Origin of the sequence: Streptomyces sp. NBC_00285 (assembly GCF_036174265.1) — a bacterium.
Taxonomy (GTDB): Bacteria; Actinomycetota; Actinomycetes; order Streptomycetales; family Streptomycetaceae; genus Streptomyces.
In genome coordinates, this window is the sequence record NZ_CP108055.1 from 9,805,662 (window position 1) to 9,821,313 (window position 15,652).

10 protein-coding genes are annotated in these 15,652 nt (G+C 68.9%); 3 read left to right on the forward strand and 7 right to left on the reverse strand.

Features of this window, described 5'->3' with window-relative positions; translation table 11 throughout:
* Window positions 1–3 precede the first annotated feature (3 nt).
* The 5 genes from OHT57_RS44820 to OHT57_RS44840 form a co-directional block, all read right to left on the reverse strand.
* Window positions 4–1,236 (reverse strand): SGNH/GDSL hydrolase family protein, encoded by a 1,233-nt coding sequence (locus tag OHT57_RS44820; RefSeq protein ID WP_328752733.1) that lies wholly within the window; start codon window positions 1,234–1,236, stop codon window positions 4–6.
* Window positions 1,236–4,898, reverse strand: coding sequence for a beta-galactosidase (locus OHT57_RS44825; RefSeq protein WP_328752734.1), 3,663 nt, complete (start codon window positions 4,896–4,898; stop codon window positions 1,236–1,238). Before OHT57_RS44825 ends, OHT57_RS44820 begins: the two co-directional genes overlap by 1 nt.
* A complete protein-coding gene (locus tag OHT57_RS44830; protein ID WP_328752735.1) occupies window positions 4,895–6,751 on the reverse strand; it encodes a DUF4091 domain-containing protein in 1,857 nt (618 codons plus the stop codon). Before OHT57_RS44830 ends, OHT57_RS44825 begins: the two co-directional genes overlap by 4 nt.
* A gap of 97 nt (window positions 6,752–6,848) precedes the next feature.
* Window positions 6,849–9,851: a TIM-barrel domain-containing protein gene (locus tag OHT57_RS44835; protein WP_328752736.1), complete on the reverse strand. Its 3,003-nt coding sequence runs from the start codon at window positions 9,849–9,851 to the stop codon at window positions 6,849–6,851.
* Between the two features lie 233 nt (window positions 9,852–10,084).
* Window positions 10,085–10,270: a hypothetical protein gene (locus OHT57_RS44840; protein ID WP_328752737.1), complete on the reverse strand. Its 186-nt coding sequence runs from the start codon at window positions 10,268–10,270 to the stop codon at window positions 10,085–10,087.
* Window positions 10,271–10,582: 312 nt separating this feature from the next.
* Between OHT57_RS44840 and OHT57_RS44845 the strand changes: the two genes are divergently transcribed.
* From OHT57_RS44845 to OHT57_RS44855, 3 genes are read left to right on the forward strand one after another with little or no spacing between them, the layout of a single operon-like run.
* The gene (locus OHT57_RS44845; RefSeq protein ID WP_328752739.1) at window positions 10,583–11,842 is read left to right on the forward strand and encodes an extracellular solute-binding protein; all 1,260 of its coding nucleotides are present in this window, start codon (window positions 10,583–10,585) and stop codon (window positions 11,840–11,842) included.
* 3 nt (window positions 11,843–11,845) lie between these two features.
* Window positions 11,846–12,817 carry a carbohydrate ABC transporter permease gene (locus tag OHT57_RS44850; protein WP_328752740.1) on the forward strand — a complete coding sequence of 324 codons (972 nt, stop codon included), beginning with the start codon at window positions 11,846–11,848 and terminating at the stop codon, window positions 12,815–12,817.
* The gene (locus tag OHT57_RS44855; RefSeq protein WP_328752741.1) at window positions 12,814–13,680 is read left to right on the forward strand and encodes a carbohydrate ABC transporter permease; all 867 of its coding nucleotides are present in this window, start codon (window positions 12,814–12,816) and stop codon (window positions 13,678–13,680) included. Before OHT57_RS44850 ends, OHT57_RS44855 begins: the two co-directional genes overlap by 4 nt.
* Before the next feature lie 251 nt (window positions 13,681–13,931).
* Here OHT57_RS44855 and OHT57_RS44860 read toward each other — a convergent pair whose 3' ends face one another.
* Together OHT57_RS44860 and OHT57_RS44865 are read right to left on the reverse strand one after the other, a co-directional pair.
* On the reverse strand, window positions 13,932–14,723 hold the full coding sequence (locus OHT57_RS44860; protein WP_328752742.1) for a DeoR/GlpR family DNA-binding transcription regulator: 792 nt from the start codon (window positions 14,721–14,723) through the stop codon (window positions 13,932–13,934).
* Window positions 14,724–15,072: 349 nt separating this feature from the next.
* Complete coding sequence (locus OHT57_RS44865) at window positions 15,073–15,597, reverse strand: TetR/AcrR family transcriptional regulator (protein ID WP_443053560.1); 525 nt, start codon at window positions 15,595–15,597, stop codon at window positions 15,073–15,075.
* Window positions 15,598–15,652 lie beyond the last annotated feature (55 nt).

Here is a 15,652-nt window from a genome sequence, read left to right on the forward strand (position 1 = left end):
TCCTCAGGGACAGCCGCGGCCGAGGCCGAGCGAGGTCAGGTCGATGGAGTCGGCGAAGGCCTTCATGCCGGCGTCGTCGGGATGCAGATGGTCGCCGGAGTCGTACGCCTCGGCGAGTCGCTGCGGGTCGGCCGGGTCGCGTACCGCCCGGTCGAAGTCGGCGTAGGCGTCGAAGACATGGCCGGAGTGCCGCACGAACGCGTTGACCCGCTGGCGCCGGGCCTCCGTCTCCTCGGTCCAGCCACCCCAGGTGAAGCCCTTGTACGGGGTGATCGTGGCGCCGACGACCCGCATACCGCGCTGGTGGGCCCGGCTCGCGATGGTCTTCATCCCGGCGATGATCTGCTCGGCGCTCGCCCCTCCGAGGTCGTTGATCCCCTCGAAGAGGATCAGGGTCCTGGCCCCCGGCTGGGACAGCACATCCCGTTCGAGGCGGTCCAGCGCGGAGGGGTTGGTCTCGGTCCCGGCGGTGATCCGGTTGCTGGTGATGCCCGCGTTGAGCACCCCGGCGCCGGGCCGACAGGCGTTCAGCCGCGCGGACAGCAGGTCGGGCCAACGCCGGTTGGTGTCGGCCGTCGAGTAGGACCCGTCGGTGATCGAGTCGCCGAGTGCCACCACCGCCCGCGCCTTGGGCGCGCTCACGTCGACGCCGGACAGGAACGGCCAGCTGGTGGTGGTCCAGGTGAAGGCGTCACCGCCGGTGTCGGCGGCGTGGTCACCGGCCTGGTAGTCCGTCCAGTACACGGTCTGCTGCGCCCACCAGTGGTCGGTGATGTGTGTGACCTGACCGGACAGATAGAGGCTGACCACCAGGTCGGCACCGGCGGGCAGCGGGAACCGGACCGGGTCGCTGACCGCTGTGCCGCCCGCCGGGATCGTCACCTGCCGCTGTCCGCCGAACCGCACCTCGTACGGTTGCGTGACGGCGGAGCCGCCGTCGCGCAGCCCCACGGTCGCGTGACCGATCGTCACCGGCTCGGTGGCGTACGCGTTGGACAGCCGGACGCGTACCCGGGAGCCGCCGACGCTGGTGCGCACCGGCATCCGCACCGTGACCTCGGACATGCCCGAGACCTCGTAGTGCTCGCTCGGGGCCGTCGCCCACGTGCCGGTCCAGCCGTGCCCGTCGGCCTGCCGGCCGGCCTCGGCGGGTGTCACCGGCCCCGCCAGGACGGCGATGAGCGCCAGCAGCAGGGCGAGGGGCCCGCCGCGTATCGCGCGTTGTTGTACGGCCATCAGGAACCGCCCTTACAGGTCAGCTCGGCGTTCGCCCAGTCGGCGTGATCGCTGGAGACGTCGCCGCCCCCGTCGACCAGCAGGTCCAGCCAGCGGGCCCCGGACACGTCCACGTCGACGGCGGTGCCGCCGTCGGAGCCGGACACGACCGGGGTGGTGGCGAGGGTGCGGCCGTCGGCGACCACCTGGAAGGAGACGCTGCCGCCGTCACCGACCTCGTCGTCCACCCCGGCGACGGCGGTGAACCGGGTGCAGCTTCCGCCGAGATAGACCCTGACCTGGCTGTTCGCGTGGACACCGAGACCCTTGTCGTAGGGGGCGCCGGCGATGGTGAGGGTGCGTCCGTCACCGGCGGCGGCCTCGCCGTTGGACAGGTCCTTCTCGACGGGCCCCCAGCCGTTGACGGCCTTGACCAGGGTCAGATCGCTGACGTAGGCGTCCTTGGAGAGCCCCGGCGGCGGCACCTGCACGGCCCGCTCGCCGGTCACCGTGGACGGGTGGCCGGGCTGTTGCAGCGTGGCGGTCGCGGACAGCACGGCGTAGTGAACCGGGTCGGCGGGCGGGGTCACGGTGTACACGGCGGTCACCGACGCGCCGGGCGCGACCCGTGCGAAGGCGGTGGCCCCGTCCGCGGTCGCGTTCCAGCCGTCCGGGACGGTCAGTGACAGGTGGACGGCGCGGGCGGTGGGGGCGTTCTTCGGCACGGTGAGCGTGACGGGGACCTCGGTGGCCACGCCGGTGCTCAGGAACGGCTCGGCTTCCACGGAGACCCGGGCCCCGGCGTCCGGCATGGCGTACGTCTTCGCGTCGTACGAGGGCGCGGCCACCGTGTTCACCTTGATCCCGCCGGCCGTTGCGCCGAGGTCGACGAGCTTGGCCGAACCAGGGCCGGCCGCCTTGCCGTTGGACCACACCGCCAGGGCGATGCTGTTGTCGCCCTGCTCGCGCAGGATGCCCTTGGGGATGACGAAACGGGTCTGGGGTCCGGTGGCGGGCAGATAGCGTCCGATCAGCCAGCCGTTGACGAAGATCTGCGCACGGTAGGCCGTGCTGCCGCCGGCGGCCTCCGCCAGGTCCAGCGCGATCGCGTTGTCCTGCCTCTTGGGCAGATCCAGCTTCGCGTCGGTGCGGTACCACCGCACGCCGGGCTCCGTCGCCGCGGAGCCGGCGGCGAGTGCGGTGCGCTTCCAGCCGGCGTCCGGATAACCGGGCAGCGACCAGCCGGCCCGCTCTCCGTACAGCCCGCCGTTGTTGTACGGGCCGCGTGCGGTGTCGACCGGGTTCTCGCTGCCACGGCTGCCCTGGATCCTCCAGGTGAGGGTGGAGGCCCCGCCGATCACCTCGGCGCCGAGCAGACCGCGCGGCTCCTTGGAGTAGTCGTGGCCCCATTCCTCGTTGTGGCCCGCGTTCTCGGCCAGGACGGCGAGCACGTTGTCGCCGCCGGCCTTGAGGGTGCCGGAGGGGATGTCGAAGGTGTGTGCGCCGTCGCCGGAGCTGCCGAGGTAGCGGCCGTTGAGCCAGACCGCGTACTGGCCGGTCGGGCCGGTGTCGGCGGTCAGCGCGAGCGCGGTCGCCGCACCGGTGGTCCTGAACCGGCCCCGGTACCAGACGTTGCCGTGGTGGTAGCCGTACTCGTCCATCGCGAGCACCGGCAGCGAGCCGTTCAGCGCGGCGTTGGCGGCGGTCAGGCGGGCGGCCGTGGTCCAGGAGGAGTCGTCGAAGTCCGGGGCGGATTCCGGGGCTTCCTCCTTGTACTTCCATGCCGACAGCGCGGGCAGCCGGACCGGCTCCGGCGCTTCGGTGACGGTGGTCCTGCGGCCGTTCCAGGTGACCCTCTTCGCGTCCGCGATGACCTCGATCTTCGCAGACTTGGCGGAGTCACCAGTCAACTTCAGTGTGCCGCCCGCGACGTCGGCCGTACGGACCAGGGACGGGCCGCGTACCAGGACCGGCCCGGCGGAGGTGTCCTGCCGCCACCAGTGGGCGGTCTCGGCGACGTCGGCTATCAGCAGTTCCAGGCCGTTCACCCGCACCCGGGCCAGCCCCTTGTGGGTGTAGTTCAGGCGCAGGTCGCCGCGTTCGGCGTCCCAGGTGGCGGTGACGTCGCCGGCGAGCACCTTCACCTGGGGCCGCTTCGCGTACCGCAGTACGGTCTCGCCGGCCTCGCCCGCCCGTCCGTACAACAGGGCCACCTCGCGGTCGCCGATGGTGGCGTGCGTCATGATCTCCGAGGTGGAGTAGACGAGCCGCTGGTCGCCCAGGTCGTAGCCGGCGACGAGGAGTTTGGCGTCCCGGCCGTCGACGGTGATCGCGCCCTGCTGCGGCACGCGTGGATAGTCGCCGTCCGCACCCGACAGGGACAGCGTCGTCTCGTCCTTGTCCTTCACCCGGGTGTCGGCGTGCCGGACGGTGAAGAACTGGGTGCCGTCGTCGGGGTTGACGCGCCGGTCGATGCGCAGCGCCTCGTCGGAGGGGGCCGGTGCCTGGGCCTTGTCGGTCCGCGCCAGTGAGCCGACCGAGTTGACGAAGTACCCGAGACGCTTGAACTCCTGGTACTTGACGGTGAGTTGGCGGGACTCGTTGATCGGAGCCCCGTAGTCGTACGACGTGTAGACGGCGTTGGGGTCGGCGAGCCAGCCCCAGTTGGTGCCGCCGTACGTCATGTAGAAGGACTGGCCGGTGACGCCGGCGGCGATGTTCATCTTGCCGAAGACCCGGGTGAAGTCGGTGCCGGTGAGTTTCGCGCAGTCCTGGTAGCCGGTGCCGCCCCACGGGTCGAAGGCGCCGCCCTGTGCCTCCGGGATGATCAGCGGCGACTGGGGCTTCCACTCGTTGACGTAGGAGTAGTCCGGCAGGTTCTTCCAGGTGTCGGGGTCCTTGCAGTCGAAGCCCTGCGGGTAGGCGTCGAAGCCGTAGATGTCGGGGGCGCCCTTGCCGCTCACCCAGTTCTGGTTGGCGCCGCCGTCGTTGACGAAGGTCGGCACGTCGATGCCGTCCTGCTTGGCCCAGTCGATGAGCGTCTGCATGTAGTCCGCGTCGTGACGCCCGCCCTGGTACTCGTTCTCGACCTGATAGAGGATCACCGAGCCCGTACCGCGGGTGAGTTGGTGTCGCGCGATGATCGGGTTGATCCGGCTCATCCACTCCCGCGCCGCGTTCAGGTACTCCGGCTCGGAGGTGCGGTTCACGCCGGCCTGGGCCGAGCGCCAGGCGGGCATGCCGCCGCCGGAGACCTCGGCGTTGATGTAGGGGCCGGGGCGGGCGATCACATACAGACCTGCCCGCTCGGCCTCGTCGAGCAGCCGCTCCACATCACGGATGCCGGTGAAGTCGTAACTGCCCGGCTTGGCGGAGTGGTAGCCCCAGTCGAAGTACAGGGAGACCGCGTTGAAGCCGCCCGCCTTGATCTTCTGGAGCACGTCACGCCAGGCGTCCGGGCTGGGCAGCCGGAAGTAGTGCAGCTCGGCGCCCCAGATGTAGAGGGGTTTGTCGTCGACCCGCACGGAGTACTGGTCGTAGGTGACCGTGTGCCGCTTTCCCGCGGAGGGCGCCGCCTGGGTCTCCGCCTGGGCAGGTGACATCGCCGCGGTGGCAGCCGGAGCGGTCAGCGACATGACGGTCAGCAGGAAGGCGAGCAGCAGGGATCTCCCGCGCCCTCTCATGACGTCAGCCCCTTCACCACGGCCGCCCGCGCGGTCTCGATGTCGGTCACGTTCTTCGTACGGCCGTCCAGATCCCGGGTGGCCGTGGTGAGGGCCTCGGTGAGGGCGGCGCTGTCACCGCCGTCCTTCGCGCGCAGCTGCTTGATGAGCTCGAAGTCCTCGATGCCTTCCTTGAGTTGCTCCCAGCGGATGCTGGACATCGGCCCGTTCTTCCCCGGGTAGACCAGGTATTCGTCGCCCTGGGTGAAGATGTGCACGGGCTGTTTGAAGGGGTCGCTGGTCCAGCTGTTGTACGACCAGCGCAGGAACCCGTCGAGATCGCGCTCGGCGGAGATCCAGGGGAGCATCCGCGACTCGACGGCGGGGGAGTACGACAGGGTGTTGGGGTGGGCGGGCGCGCCGTACACGTAGAACGTGGTGATCTTGCCGGCCGCGCGCCGCTGCGCCGCCTTCTCCTTCGTCATCGCGTCGATGCCGCCCCAGTCGACCGACAGGTTCGACGCGACGCCCTCCGTGCTGATCGAGCCGGCCACGGAGATCCGGTCGTCGAAGACCGGCGCCACCTCGTGGACGAAGTCCTTGACCACCGTCATGGTGCTGATCGGCCGCTCGTCGAAGGACAGCCAGGTGTCCTTCAGCCAGCCCTTGTTCTTCAGATGGGCCTCGAAGGCGGGCAGATAGGCGCCCCACGCCTGGCGCCAGCGGGTCCCGCCCAGATCGACGTTCTCGTAGACCGTCCTGCGGGTCCGGGTGTCGGTGTAGGTGAGGTGTTCCTGGTCCTGGAACGCCAGCATCGAGAAGGCGCCGATGTCGGGGCCGAGCCCGGCCTTCCTCGCGGTCTCGACGTACTTGTCCCAGCGGGCGAAGTCGAAGGCGAACTTCGTCCCGTTCCACGTCCAGCCGACCATGCTGGAGTACGGCGTCGCGGTCTGCGACTCCCGGGTGCCGAGCGACCACTGGTGGTGCCAGGGGTTGTCGACGATCGTCGTGTTGATGACCTTCTGCCCGCGCGAGGCCAGATCACGGTCGTACGCCCCGATGAGCTTCCAGTGCTCCTTCGACCACAGCTTGACCTTGTGGGCCTGTGCGATGGTCTCCGGCTGCGCCCAGACGTCGAGGAAGAACGAGTAGTCGGCGGGCGCCGGGACGGTGGCGTCGGCGACCTTGATGGTGAGCGGGTACGTGGCCTGCGTGTCGTCGCCGACGTCGACGCGGACCGTTCCCCTGTACGTGCCGGGCCTGGCGTTCTTCGGGATGTTGAAGGTGAACCAGAGCGGCTGGGCGGCGTACGCGGGGACGTCGACGGAGTCGCGGTCCTCCAGCGGGTCGCCGACGACGTCCGGGTTGCGGTCGCCGGAGACCTCCTTGGCGGAGCTGACCTGGTCGATGGTGGCCGACCAGTCGACCTCGCTCTTGGAGCGCTGCACGGGGACGTACTTCACGAACCGCACCCGGGTGCTGTCGCCGTCGAGCTTGGCGCCACCGGGCCCGGTCAGGTCGCCGACCTTCGCGTGCACGTCGTTGAGGCTGGTGCCGGAGGCGATGGCGAGCTGCGCGGAGACCTGTTCGCCGCGTACGGCGTCCAGGGCCAGGTCCTTGGTGTCCTTGCCCTCGACGGCGGTCATCGGATAGCGGGGGACGCGGACCTCCGCGGAGCTTGCGAAGGAGCCGGTGGGGACCCAGGTGACGGTGTCCCTGGTGCCCATGGCGTCGGCGACCTTCACGGTCAGCCAGGTGGTGGTCGGTCTGTGCTGGTCGTCGTCGGGGGCCGCGATGACGGTGGTGGCCGTCGCGACGAGTGCGCCGGCGAGGAAGGACGCGATGAGGGCAGGTGTACGGGCGAGCCGTGGCATGGGTGAACCCCTGTCGGAAAAGGGCCGTCGGGTACTGCCGGGTTGTCAGGGTGCTTGCGGGCTGTGTCGGCCGGAAGCGCCCTGACGCGGTGTCCGTTCAGGACGCGGTGACGGAGAATCCGTCGAAGAGGGCCTGGATCCGTTCGCCCGGGTAGTTGACGTTGGCGCCCGACGCGACCAGGCCCGCGTCGCCGGTGCCGGAGGCCGAGGCGACCGTGGCCGAGCCGACGGTCGACCAGGTGGTGCCGTCCTTGCTCGCGTATGCGGTGTAGGTCGTGCCGTCGCGCACCAGCTTGAGGTGGGCGGGGTGGTACGTCTGGCCGCCGCCCGCCCAGGTGTCGAGTTTTCCGTCGCCGTCGCTGTCGGTCATGAATTCCAGGCCGTACTTGTCGGTCATGACGAGGACCGCGTAGCCGCCCTTCTCGGGCGCTGTCAGGTCGTTGGCGACGGCGATGCCGGCCTTGCCGACGGGGCTGACGGACTCCTGGGAGACGAGCCGTGTCCGTACGGTGGCCTTGTCCGCGACCACTGACTTCTCGTAGACGACTGCCTTCTCGTCCTTCCAGCCGGACAGGTCCTGGCCGCCCGCCCAGATGGCGAACTGGTCACCGGCCTGGGCGAATTGGGCGTCCCCCGCGGTGTCGGCGGTGCGGTACGGCGCCGAGACCGCGCCCGGCTGCGGCTTCACCTTCACGGGGACGCGGTCGGAGACCGGCGGGCTGCCGTCGTAGGTCACCGTCCCGGTGAGGGGTTGGCTGCCCCAGGTCGCGTCGGCGGGCGGAGTGACGGTCCACTTGGTGGTGAGCGTGGTGCCGGCGGCGAGCGACCTGGTCGTCGCGCCCGTGATGGCCTTGACCTGCCAGCCGTCGGGCGCCTGAAGAGCGGCCGTGGCCCGCTTCAGCGGCCGGGAGCTCCAGTTGGTGGCCGTGGTGGTGATCTCGAAGGCCTCGCCGTTGCCGGTCTCCGGCGCGTCGGGGGCCAGCAACACGGAGGCGGCGGGGGCCTTGGCGCTCCGCAGGGCGCGCAGGGCCTTGTCCGCACCCTTGGCCTTGAGGTTCACGAAGGCGGGGGTGACGCCGAGGGGAGCGCCGTAGCCCTTGAGGTCCTTCGGGCCGCGGATCACGGTGCCCTGGTTGACGTCGTACCAGGTGCCCGGGGGCAGATGTACGGTCCGGGTGGCCCTGTCGGCGACCTGCGGTGCGGCGAGGACGGCGGGGCCGAGCATCCACTCGTCGGAGACGGTGTAACCGGCCTTGTCCTTCGGGAAGTCGAAGAACAGCGGCCGGACGATCGGGTCACCGTTCTTCAGGGTCTGCTGCACCTGGTCCCAGATGTACGGCGCGAGACGTTCGTGCCGCTTGATCGCCGCCCGGTAGAGGTCGATGGTCTGCTGGTCGTAGACGACCTTCTGGCCGGTGGTCACGTCGATGGTGTCCACGGGCGACGTCGAGGAGTACATCAGCGGCATCAGCGAGGCGACCTGGGCCGAGCGGATCAACACGTCTTTTTCCGGGGCCGGTTGGCCTCCGGAGCCGCCGATCATGTCGGTGGTGACGAAGGGGTAGCCGATCGTGGAGATCGCGAGGTTCTGGCTGACGGAGGCACGGACCGAGTCCCAGCCGGTGCCCTTGTCGACCTGCCGGGTGACGAATCCGGCCTGGTGGGCGGTGGAGTCCCAGTGCACGCGGATACCCACGCCCTGCAGGTCGAACTCGTCGGCGAGTTCGGTGCCGAGCCGCTGGTAGTCGGTGGGCCTGTACCCGTCGCGCGGGGCGCATTTGTCGTCGAAGAAGCGGGTGTCGAACTTCAGGCCGTCGATGTCGTAGTCGCTCATCAGCGTCTTGATGCGGCCGGTGTACCAGGCCTTGGCCTCAGGGTTGGCGAGGTCGATGATGCCTGCCGTCCCGTTCCACCAGGTCACGGTGCAGGGCTTGGCGGTGTCGGCGGCGTCCCCCAGCAAGTAGCCCTTGTCGACGGCGAATTGGTAGGTGTCGGAGTCGAGGTTGATCCACAGGGTGGTCCAGAGCCCGAAGTCGAAGCCGAGGTCGTGGATCTTCTTCGACATGGCTTTGGGGTCGGGGTAGGCCTTCGCGTCGAAGGTCAGGTTGCCGTAGTTCGACTCCCACTTGTCGTCGAGCTGGAGGGCGTGCCCTTCGAGCCCGTTGTCCTTCAGGTCGGTGGCGTAGTCGAGGACCTTCTCCTGGTCGACCTTGGTGTAGAACTGCGCCCAGGAGTTCCAGACCGGTTTGGCGTACTGCTCGTACGTGGCGTCGCTCTTCGCCGGTTTCCCGACGATGCCGATGTAGTCGCGGTAGACCTCCAGCGGCGTCGACTCGACGAAGACGGTGGCCTTGTAGGGGTCGGCGGACTCTATGTCGAAGCGTCCGAGTCCGTCCTTGCCCTCGTTGATCGCCACGTCCATGACATGCCCGGTGTCGACGCGGAGGCCGGCCGAGCTGGAGGTGTACCAGAAGGGGTCGATCATGTGGTACGAGGCGGGGGAGAAGGCCGGGTGCTCGACCTCGCCGCTGTCCAGCGGCCAGGGCTGGTCGGTGCCGGGGCCGCCCTGCGGGGTCTCGGCCTCACCGTGCCCGTACCAGTGCCCGGCAGAGGCCAGGTCGTAGGCGAGTCCCAGCCGGTCCGGCTCGACTCCCTCCACGTTCCAGTCGAGTTGGTAGCGGTCGGCGGCCGGCGTGAGGCGCGCTTGGACCGTTGCTCCGGCGAGCGTGGTGCCGGCGGTGAGAGTCAGGACGCCGTCCTTCCAGCGCCAGCCGGTCACGTCCGTGGCGTGCTGCCACGCACCGCCGGAACGGAACCGTAAGGCACCCGTGTCGCCGCCCGCGGTGGCGAGGACGGGAGTGCCGGCGCGTTCGGTGCGCAGGGCGAGGTCGCCGTCGGTGGGAATGCCGACGGAGTAGCCGGGGGTCTTCCCGGTGGCCGGTACGGACAGGGTGAGGTCGTCCGCGGTTTCGGTCACCTTCGGCCGCGGGGCCGAAGCGGCCTGCGCCGGCTGGGCCAGGGGTTCCGTGCCGAGCGAGGCGAGAGTCAGGGTCAGGGCGGCGGCAAGTACGGCGCCGAGTCTGCGGGGCTGTGCACGCACTGTTGTCCTCCAGCAGGCAGAGGCTGGGAATCTCTGATGAGCGATGCAAGATCTTGTAGTTTTGCGCACATACTCTTGCAGGAAAATTCATCTGTCAACGATGCGGTCCTTGATTCCCAAGGGGCCCAACAAGCCGGTGGTGCCGCCGTCGACGGGCGGGCCCGCTGCTCACGGCATGAGCCGCGGGCGGCGGGCCCCGTCCTCGGCAGGCCGTAAATTCTGTGTGAACGGCGTCAGACGTAAATCCCCGAACGCGTGGGATGGCGCGGGTTGTCCGGATCCAGGCCGCCCGCCGCACCGAGGGCCGCGGCGGGCGGCTGTGTCACGACGAGGCCCGCCACCGGGTCACGGTCGACGGCCGCCAGCCGGCGGCCGGTTCGCGCCATCTCGCCGGGCAGCCTCCCGGGAATGCCGGACAACTCACCGAACCTCCGGGCCACTCGCCCGGTTCCGGTGACGCTGGTCGGCTCGTGGCGGTACTCCGGACGCACCTGACGTGGAGCCAATTGCCGTGGTCGCGCGGCGAATCGCCGCCCCTGGGTGAGTGCGGGCACCCGCGGATTCCGCACCCGGCGTGACCGAGTCGTGATCAGGCGGCCCCTTGACACTGTGCGTGATTGATCGAGCATGATGTCGATTACTGCTCGATCTGGGCAAGATTCGAGCATAAATAAGCAGTGAGCCGCACCCATCGTCACTCTGCAGTGAAACGAAGAGAGGGTGGTACCCGCGTGAAACGGCACCTCGCAGGCACGGCCACAGGCCTCGTTCTGGCCTTGGCTCTCACCGGATGCGGCAAGGGGGGCTCCTCCGGCAGCGGCGACTCGGACGGCCGGACGATCACCTTCGTGGCCGCGAAGTACGACGACGACACGCAGCCCTACTGGGCGCAGCTCATCAAGGACTTCGAGGCCCGCAACGCCGGCTACAAGGTCAACCTGGAAGTCGTCGACTGGGAGCAGATGGACTCCAAGGTCAAGACGTACATCCAGACCAAGCAGCAGCCGGACGTCCTCAACTACAACAAGTTCTCGGACTTCGCCCGCGACGACCTGATCTACCCGGCGGACGAGGCGGTGTCGGCGAAGGTGCGCGGCGACTTCCTGCCCCTCTTCGCCGACCAGGCCAAGTACAAAGGCGTCCAGTACGGCCTGCCGTTCATCTCCAGCGCGCGGCTGTTCTTCTACAACAAGGCGATCTTCAAGCAGGCGGGCCTCACGGCGCCTCCGAAGAGCTGGGCCGAGGTCGAGACCGCCGCCAAGAAGATCAAGAAGGCCAAGAAGACCGGGGTCATCCCGCTCGGCCTGCCGCTCGGACCCGAGGAGGCCCAGGGCGAGTTCGGCATCTGGTCGATGAACAACGGCGGCGGCTGGGTCGACGACTCCGGCAAGTGGGCCGTCGACCAGCCGGCGAACGTGGAGACCCTGACCTACCTCAGGAAGCTGACCAAGGAAGGGCTGACCCAGCCCAACCCGGAGACCACCAACCGCAAGGACGTCTTCAACCAGTTCGCACAGGGCCGGATCGGCATGATCAACGGTGCCGTCTTCATGCGCAAGGGCTTCATCGACCCTGTCGACAAGAACCTCGACTACGGTGTCGCGCCGCTGCCGAGCAAGGACGGCACCACCCACAACACCCTGGGCGTTCAGGACTACTTGGTGGCGTTCAAGAAGGACGGAGGCAAGAACCGCGAGGGTGTCAACAAGTTCCTGGACTTCGTCTACCAGAAGGAGAACGCCTCCAAGTTCCTGTCCACGGAGGGATTCCTCTCGGTGACCAAGTCGGCCGGTGACGCGCTCAGTTCGGACACCGACTACTACAAGCCCTTCGTCGACGCGCTGGCCGGCGCCAAGTTCGCCCCGGCCGACAACCCCGGCTGGGCCGCCGTGGACGGCGCCGTGAAGCAGCAGATAGGCACCGCCGTGGCAAGCGGCGATCCGAAGAAGATCCTGGAGAAGATCCAGAAGACCGCGCAGAAGACCGGCTGACGCATGGCCGTCCACGACATCTCCGTACGCACCTCCGGGGACCGACGGGAGCCGGCCCCGGAGGCCGCACCGCCCGTCGCCCCCGCCCGAAAGCAGCGGCGCGGACTGCGGGTCCTGGAACCGCTGCTCTGGCTCGGCCCCGCCGTCGTCCTCATCCTGGCCATGGTGGTCTGGCCCGTCGTCGAAATGGTCCGCACCTCCCTGACCAGGATCAGCTCCACCGGCCTGTCCCTCGGCTCCGCGGGCCTCGACAACTACACCGACCTGTTCGCCGAGGAGGACCTGCCGGGCGTACTGCTGCGCACCCTGATCTGGGTGGTCGGCGTCGTCGCGGTCACACTCCTGCTCTCCCTGGGGCTGGCCCAGTTGCTCAACACACGCTTCCCCGGGCAGCGGGTGGTCCGCTGGGCGCTCATCGTGCCCTGGGCGGCATCCGTACTGATGACCGCGCTCATCTGGCGCTGGATGCTGAACAACTTCTACGGCGTCGTCAACCGCCTCCTGATGGACGTCGGCGTTCTCGACAAACCGGTGAACTGGCTGGCCGACCCGGTCCTCGGCTTCGCGGCGATGATGGCGGTGGCGGTGTTCGTCTCCCTGCCGTTCACCGCGTTCGTCATCCTCTCCGGACTCCAGACCATCCCCGCCGAGGTCTACGAGGCGGCCCGCATGGACGGTGCCGGGACCGTCAGGACGTATCTCTCCGTCACGCTGCCGCTGCTGCGGCCCGCACTGCTGGTGGCCGCGATCATCAACATCATCAACGTGTTCAACTCGTTCCCGATCATCTGGTCGATGACTCGCGGTGGCCCCGGCTTCGCCACCGACACGACGACGACGTTCATGTACAAGCTCGCCTTCGACAACCAGGCCGTCGGCGAATCGGCGGCGATGGCCGTCGTGAACTTCGCACTGATCCTCGTCGTGGTGCTCGCGTATCTGCGGGTCGTGCGGTGGCGGGAGGAGATCCGATGACCACACCTACCGCTCACGTCGCACCACGGGCCGGACACAGGGTACGCACCGCGCTGGTCGCCGGAGTCGGCTGGCTCGTCGCCCTGGTCTTCCTCTCCCCGTACCTCCAGATGCTGCTGACGGCACTGAAGCCGACGCCGGAACTGATGAAGTCCCCGCCCTCGTACCTGCCGTCCCACTGGCAGTGGTCAAACTTCGCCGACGTGTGGTCGCTCGACGATCCGCCGGTCTCCGGCTCGCTGGGCTTCTCGCTGTACGTCGCCGGAATGTCCACGCTGCTCGCACTGCTCGTCGGGCTGCCCGCCGCGTACTACACCGCGAGGAACCGTTTCCGGGGCCGCGGCGCGTTCCTGCTGCTGGTCCTGGTCACCCAGATGTTCGCACCCACCGCACTGCTGGTCGGGATCTACCGCGAAATGGTCAGCCTCGACCTGACCGACACCGGCGAGGCACTGATCCTCGTCAACGCGGCGTTCAATCTGCCGTTCTGCGTATGGATCCTCAACGCCTACTTCGCGAGTGTCCCCAAGGAGTTGGAGGAGGCGGCGTACCTGGACGGGGCCGGCCGGCTGGGGGCGCTGGCCCGCATCACCCTGCCGCTGGCCATGCCCGGTGTGGTGACGGCAGCCGTGTACACCTTCATCGCCGCCTGGAACGAGTACGTCGTCGCACTCACCATCACGTCCTCGAAGGACCGCACGACGCTGACCAAGGCCATCCCTGGGTTCGTCACCGCCTACCAGGAGCAGTGGCAGTACCTCTTCGCCGCGTCGCTGATCGCCGTCGTCCCGGTCGTGGTGCTGTTCATCTTCGTGGAACGCCATCTGGTCAGCGGTCTGACGGCCGGCGGTGTCAAGGGGTGAGGTACTGACGGGGGTCAGGCCAGAACACTGGGCATGATCGCGGGCGCGGGCAGGACGCCACTGCTGGGCGCTGGGCCGCGGCGATCGGTACAGGCGGGTCAGCGCCGGTCAATGAGGTGGCCGACCCGTGGGTGCGCACAGCGGGGAGCCGTGCGCGCTCCTTTACGGCTGCTCCTTCGGCCCGCGGGACGCCCGATGACCGGGGGCGTCCGGTGGACGGGCCGCCGCGATTCCTCGCGGTACGGAGAAGGTCAGGCGCGGACGATCTCCACGCCGGCCGCAGCGAACGGCTCGATCAACTCGGTGGGGGCGTCCCTGTCGGTGACGAGCACATGGATGTCCTCCAACGGGCAGATCCGCGCGAACGCCCGCTTGCCCAGCTTGGAGGAGTCGGCGACCACGACAACCTGCTGCGCGCGCCGCGCCAGTGTCCGGTTGATACTGGCCTCGCCCTCGTGATGGGCGGTCGCGCCATGCACGGCGTCGATCGCGTCGACTCCGATGAAGACGTGGTCCAGCGTGATCTCGGCGAGCAGTTCGGTGGCCAGGGGCCCGATCAGTTCGTACGAGGCCGGGCGGGCCACTCCGCCGGTGACGACCAGCTTCACATGGCGGCGTACGACCAGCTCGTTCGCGATGTTCAGGGCGTTGGTGACAACCGTCAGCGACGGCTCGGCGTTGCCCTCGGAGCCGAGGTCGCTCCTGGTTGCCAGCGCCCGTGCCACCTCGGTGGTAGTGGTACCGCCGTTGAGGCCCACCACCGCGCCGGCCTTGACCAGACCGGCCGCCGCGTGCGCAATCCGCTCCTTCTCGGGGGCGTGGCGTGCCGCCTTGTAGCGCAGTGGCAGGTCATAGGCGATCGCGTTGATCACAGCGCCGCCGTGCGTGCGGGTGACCATCTGCTGGCGAGCCAGCTCGTCGAGGTCGCGTCGGATCGTGGCAGCGGACACCGCGAGTTCGGTCGCGGCCGCCTCGACCTCGATACGCCCGTCGCGCGTCAGCATCTCCAGCAGCGCACTCCACCTGGCTTGCGGTGTCGCCATCTCCGTCGCTCTCTGTCGGTGGTGCGGATGCCCATGAAATCACGGACGGAGCCACCCGCTGTGAGGCCCATCGCATATTTCAGTACTTTATCGCCGCCAAAGCAACAATTTGTTGCACCAGCTTTCACGATTTCCGTCACCGGCGGGCCGGGAACCGCCTGCAGCGCGGCGCTGAACTCCCAGCCCATCGGCGCTTCGCATACGACGAATTGGCCGCTGAGCCGCCTGCGTCAGCCGGCCCTCCCGTGCACAACGCACAACGCACAGCACCCGCCGGGCCGTCGCCGCGAGGCCGGAACGCCGTAGGGCAGTCCGCCCCGTGGATCCAGCTGATCCACAGCCACGTTGCTCACCTCACGTCGGCGGCCATCGCCACGAACTCGCCCAACACCTCGCGCTCGATGTCGAGGAACGACCGCTCTTCCCCCTCGGCGATCCACTTCCCGAAGGTCACGCCGAACACGGTCACCCCGGATTCCGCGGCGAGCGTCGCCGTCGCCGTGGGGACGCCCCGCGACCGGAGTGCGGCAGCTACCGCTGTGGCCAGCGCGGCCAGTTTCAACAACTCCCGTTCCTGCAGGGCAGGATTCTCGGAGATGATCCTCTGCCGCCGCCTGGAATGGTCGCGACGCTCGGCCGAGAAGAACGGTGCCGCGGCGGACAGGGCGGACTCGACCATCTCGAGCGGTGACGCGTCCGGCGCAGCCGCGGCCACACCGTCCAAGAACGCCTGCTGCAGCAGCTCCTGGCCGTTGAAGAGCACCTCGCGCTTGTCGGCGAAGTGGCGGAAGAAGGTCCGCTCGGTGAGACCGACGGCCTGGGCGATATCGGCCGCAGTCGTCCTGTCGTAGCCGCGACTGATGTAGAGGTCCATCGCCGCTCCTTGCAGTCGTTCCCGTGCCCCGGGCTCCCATCGCACCATGCCCGCC